At 66.6% G+C, this 3,832-nt stretch carries 4 protein-coding genes; 2 read left to right on the top strand and 2 right to left on the bottom strand.

The window, feature by feature from the left end; translation table 11 throughout:
• Window positions 1-6: 6 nt before the first annotated feature.
• Window positions 7-822, top strand: a complete 816-nt coding sequence (locus MCHLDSM_RS15855; protein ID WP_048470953.1) for an acyl-CoA thioesterase domain-containing protein — start codon at window positions 7-9, stop codon at window positions 820-822.
• On the opposite strand, the gene MCHLDSM_RS15860 is transcribed toward MCHLDSM_RS15855, so the two are convergent.
• Both MCHLDSM_RS15860 and panD read right to left on the bottom strand, forming a co-directional pair.
• Window positions 813-2,111 (bottom strand): lysine N(6)-hydroxylase/L-ornithine N(5)-oxygenase family protein, encoded by a 1,299-nt coding sequence (locus MCHLDSM_RS15860; protein WP_048470954.1) that lies wholly within the window; start codon window positions 2,109-2,111, stop codon window positions 813-815. The two genes, MCHLDSM_RS15855 and MCHLDSM_RS15860, sit on opposite strands and share 10 nt — an antisense overlap.
• Window positions 2,111-2,518, bottom strand: coding sequence for an aspartate 1-decarboxylase (panD, locus tag MCHLDSM_RS15865; RefSeq protein WP_048470955.1), 408 nt, complete (start codon window positions 2,516-2,518; stop codon window positions 2,111-2,113). Before panD ends, MCHLDSM_RS15860 begins: the two co-directional genes overlap by 1 nt.
• Before the next feature lie 341 nt (window positions 2,519-2,859).
• Here panD and MCHLDSM_RS15870 point away from each other — a divergent pair, with 341 nt between their 5' ends.
• On the top strand, window positions 2,860-3,777 hold the full coding sequence (locus MCHLDSM_RS15870) for an ABC transporter substrate-binding protein (protein ID WP_234714035.1): 918 nt from the start codon (window positions 2,860-2,862) through the stop codon (window positions 3,775-3,777).
• Window positions 3,778-3,832: the final 55 nt, after the last annotated feature.

Below are 3,832 nucleotides of genomic sequence, written 5' to 3' on the forward strand. Positions count from 1 at the left end.
CAACCGGTGGCACACGCCGCGCACTTCACCGTCGACGACGGCGGTTTCAACCCGACGCGATTCGCGCGGAGCCACTGGGGTCAGGACCACCTCAACGGCCCCGCGATCGTCGGGCTCGTCGCGCGGCAGCTTCAGATCAGCTGCGGCTCCGCGGACTTCCATCCGGCCCGGCTGACCGTTGACCTGTTCCGCGCGGCGCGCAAGCTGCACACCACGCTCGTGGTCAGGGTGATCCGTGACGGCCGGCGGGTGCACAGCGCGGAATGCGACGTGGTGCAGGAGGGCCGGGCGGTGGCGCGGGCGAGCTTGGTGCAGTATCGCCGCTCCGCACCGCCCCCGGGCCGATTGTGGCGGTCGGACACCGTCTTTGCCGAGCCGCCAGCGCCCGACGACTCGGTGCTGCCGTTCGTCGGAAGCGATGCCGTCGGCTGGACCCGATCGCCCGCCGAGCATCAGAACGACTCCCGGAAGCGGTTCTTCAACGACGGGATCCGCGTCGTCGCCGACGAACCCAACTCGCCGTTCGTCCGGGCGGCGATGGTGGCGGAGGCGACCAGTCTGGTCACCAACCTCGGCACCGCGGGCGTCGGCTACATCAACGGCGACCTGACCGTGGCGCTGTCCCGTCTGCCGGTCGACGAGTGGGTCGGCATCCAGGCCGACTCCCACCACGCCGCCGACGGCATCGCGGTCGGCACCGCGACGCTGTTCGACCGCCTGGGCGCCTTCGGTTCGGGGATGACGACGGCGATCGCCAACCCGGCCGCACAAATCGATTTCTCCACGCGCGCATTCGGTGTGGACGATCTCAACTACGAGTGAGCGGGCGCCCCGACCTTCTCGTGCGCCATCGCGGACCTGCTCGCGGCGATCGACCCCACGATCTCGCCGCTGCGCACCGCGATATTCGACAGCAGCGACGACGTGAGCCCGTGGGTGTGTTCGGTGTTGCCCTGGATGTAGAGCGATCCCGCCGTCGGTGGATCGGTGGTCAGGCGGTAGTCGCGGGACACGACGGGCTGACCGTCCTGGTACACCAGCCGCGCGTGCAGATCGCCCAGGATGGCGCGCAACGACGCGGGTGCGAAGCCGGTGGCGTAGATGACGGCGTCGCACTCGATCCGGTCGATGTCACCGGTGGGGTGGTGCAGGATGTCGACCTCGATGCCGTCCTCGCGCTCGGTGGTCGCGCAGATGCTCGACGCGCCCCGTAGGAAGAGTCTCCTGCGTTCGGCAACCCGTTCGGCGTACTCACGGGCATAGAGATCTTCGATCAGTGGGAGGTCGACGGCGGAGTAGTTGGTGCTGCGGTGGTAGTTCAGCAGCTGTCGCCGCACCCCGGGTTCGGCGGCGTAGAAGTCGTCGACGGCGTCGGGATCGAAAACCCGGTTGGCGAAGGGGCTGTCGTCTGCCGGGCTGTACCCGTACTTGGCGAAGACGCCGTGCACCTCGACCGAGGGCAGATCGTGGAGATAGGCGCAGACCTCGGCGGCGCTCTGCCCGGCGCCCACGACCACGAATCGGTTGTGGCGTCGACTCGGCAGGCGCTCCAGGTCGTGGAGCAAGCCGTGATTGTGGATCTGGCGCGCCGACCTCACGACTCCCGGCGGTAGGCGGGGTTGCAGCCCACCGGCGATCACGACGTTGCGGGTGAGCAGTACCCCCGCCTGCGCCCCCTCGACCTCGACCCGGAAGAGTCCGTCCACGTCGCAGACGGACGTGACGCGCGATCCGAAGCGGACGGAGGCGGCCACCTTCTCGGCAGCCCAGGTGAGGTAGTCGTGGAACTCGAGGCGGGTGGGGAAGAACGTCTTGTAGTTGATGAACTCGGTCAGCCGGCCGCGTTCGGTCAGGTAGTTCAAGAACGTGAAGTCACTCGTCGGATTACGTTGCGTGACGAGGTCTTTGAGGAACGAAATCTGCATGGTGGCGCCGGGAATGAGCATTCCGGTGTGCCAGCCGAACTCGGGCTTGAGTTCGACGAACTCCGCGCTCAGCGGCACGCCTGCGCGCTGGTTGTGTTCATGGAGGGCGACGGCCAGCGCCAGGTTCGACGGACCGAAGCCCACCCCCACGACATCGAGGACACGGTGATGTCCGTTGGAGCTCATCAGGCTCCCGCCATCTGGTCGACCGCCCCCGGCACGGGCTGCGACGGGTCGGATCCCACGGCGACGATCCGGTTCGCGGAGTCCACGTGGACCACCTTGGGGCGGTGCGCTGCTCGTTCGGCCTCGTCGAGGGTGAGGAACGACATGATGATGACCAGGTTGCCCGGCGAGACCAGATGTGCGGCCGCACCGTTGATGCCGATGACGCCCGATCGGGCGGCTCCGGTGATGGCATAGGTGACCAACCGGGCGCCCGTGCTGATGTCGACCACATGGACCTGCTCGCCGTCGCAGATGCCGGCGGCCGACATCAGGTCCGCGTCGATGGTGATGGACCCTACGTAGTGCAGATCCGCTTGGGTCACCGTGGCTCGGTGGATTTTTCCTCCGAGCATTGTGCGCTGCATTCGACCTCCCGGCTCGGCTGCCTGACTCGACACGTCACAACTCGATCGCGCGGCACCTCGACCCACGCTTAGCCAAGGCTAACCTATTTCTGGTGCCGCGCAATACCGCCCCTCTGCCCGGTCGGCTCGATTGAAGTCGTTGCACCGCAACCTCGCTCGCGGCGCGCCCGTCCGTCCTCGTCGAACGCGGCACTCCGGGAAGGCGCATGACTTAAGAAAGCCTAAGCTAATGTACTTCACGCACTGATGTCGAAAGAAGGGACATACGCGTGGAGCATCGATCGGGTCGATATCGCGGTTGGCGCCGCCTCACGGCGGTGCTGGCCGCCGTCGTGCTGGGTGTGGGAGCGTTGGCGGGCTGTGCCTCCGAGCAGAAGTCGGAGCCGCAAGCCGCGACGGTGACGATCGCGCACAAATTCGGCGAGACCAAGGTGCCTGCCGATCCGAAGCGGGTGGTCACCGTCGGGTGGACGGATCAGGATTTCGTGCTGCCGTTGGGGGTGGTCCCGGTCAGCACCCGGGAGTTCTTCCAGGAGTACAACAACTATCCCTGGGTCAAGGCCGCCACCGACGGCAAAGGTGTCGGCACCTGGGGCGCGGACACCATCGATTTCGAGGCCATCGCCGCGCAGAAGCCCGACCTGATCTTCGCGATCTACGAGACGATCGACAAGCAGACCTATGATCGCCTGTCGCAGATCGCGCCTACGGTGATCCAGTCCGGTGACTATGCCGACGAGGAAACCCCCTGGGACGTGCAACTTCTCACGACCGGTAAGGCGCTGGGCAAACAGGAGCGGGCGCAGCAACTGGTCGACGAGGTCAAGGGGCGCATCGACGAGGCGCGGAAAGCCAACCCGGAATTCGACGGCAAGATGCTCGTGGTCGACTTCGGGCCGGAGAACGGCGGTCACTACCTGTTGCCCGCCAAAGATCCGCGCCGTGCCCTCTTCTCGGCGTTGGGGTTCGAGACCCAGGACGTCGAAGGTGATGTCAGCGAGGAGAAGTTGGATCTGCTCGACCGTGACGTGCTGTTCGTCAACGGAGCGACCAGGGAACAGATGATGGCTTCACCGGCCTTCGCGCGTCTGGGCGTGGTGCGTGACGGGCGCACGCTGTACACGACGTTCGAGTCCAATCTCAGCGGTGCGCTGACCTACAGCGGTCCCCAGGCGCTGCTCTACGCGCTGGATGTGCTGACCCCGCAGCTGGCCAATGCACTCAACGGTCGCCCCGTGGCCGACCTGGCCAACGCCTGAGAAATTCTCCTCACCCGCGATGCCCCGCCGGCGACCCGCCGGCGGGGCATCGCGG

This window comes from Mycolicibacterium chlorophenolicum (assembly GCF_001044235.1).
Lineage (GTDB): Bacteria > Actinomycetota > Actinomycetes > Mycobacteriales > Mycobacteriaceae > Mycobacterium > Mycobacterium chlorophenolicum.

What these genes read in the sequence shown, in the direction of transcription:
- panD (WP_048470955.1), bottom strand. Translation starts at nt 2,518, where the DNA reads ATGCAGCGCACAATGCTCGGAGGAAAAATCCACCGAGCCACGGTGACC.
- MCHLDSM_RS15860 (WP_048470954.1), bottom strand. Translation starts at nt 2,111, where the DNA reads ATGAGCTCCAACGGACATCACCGTGTCCTCGATGTCGTGGGGGTGGGC.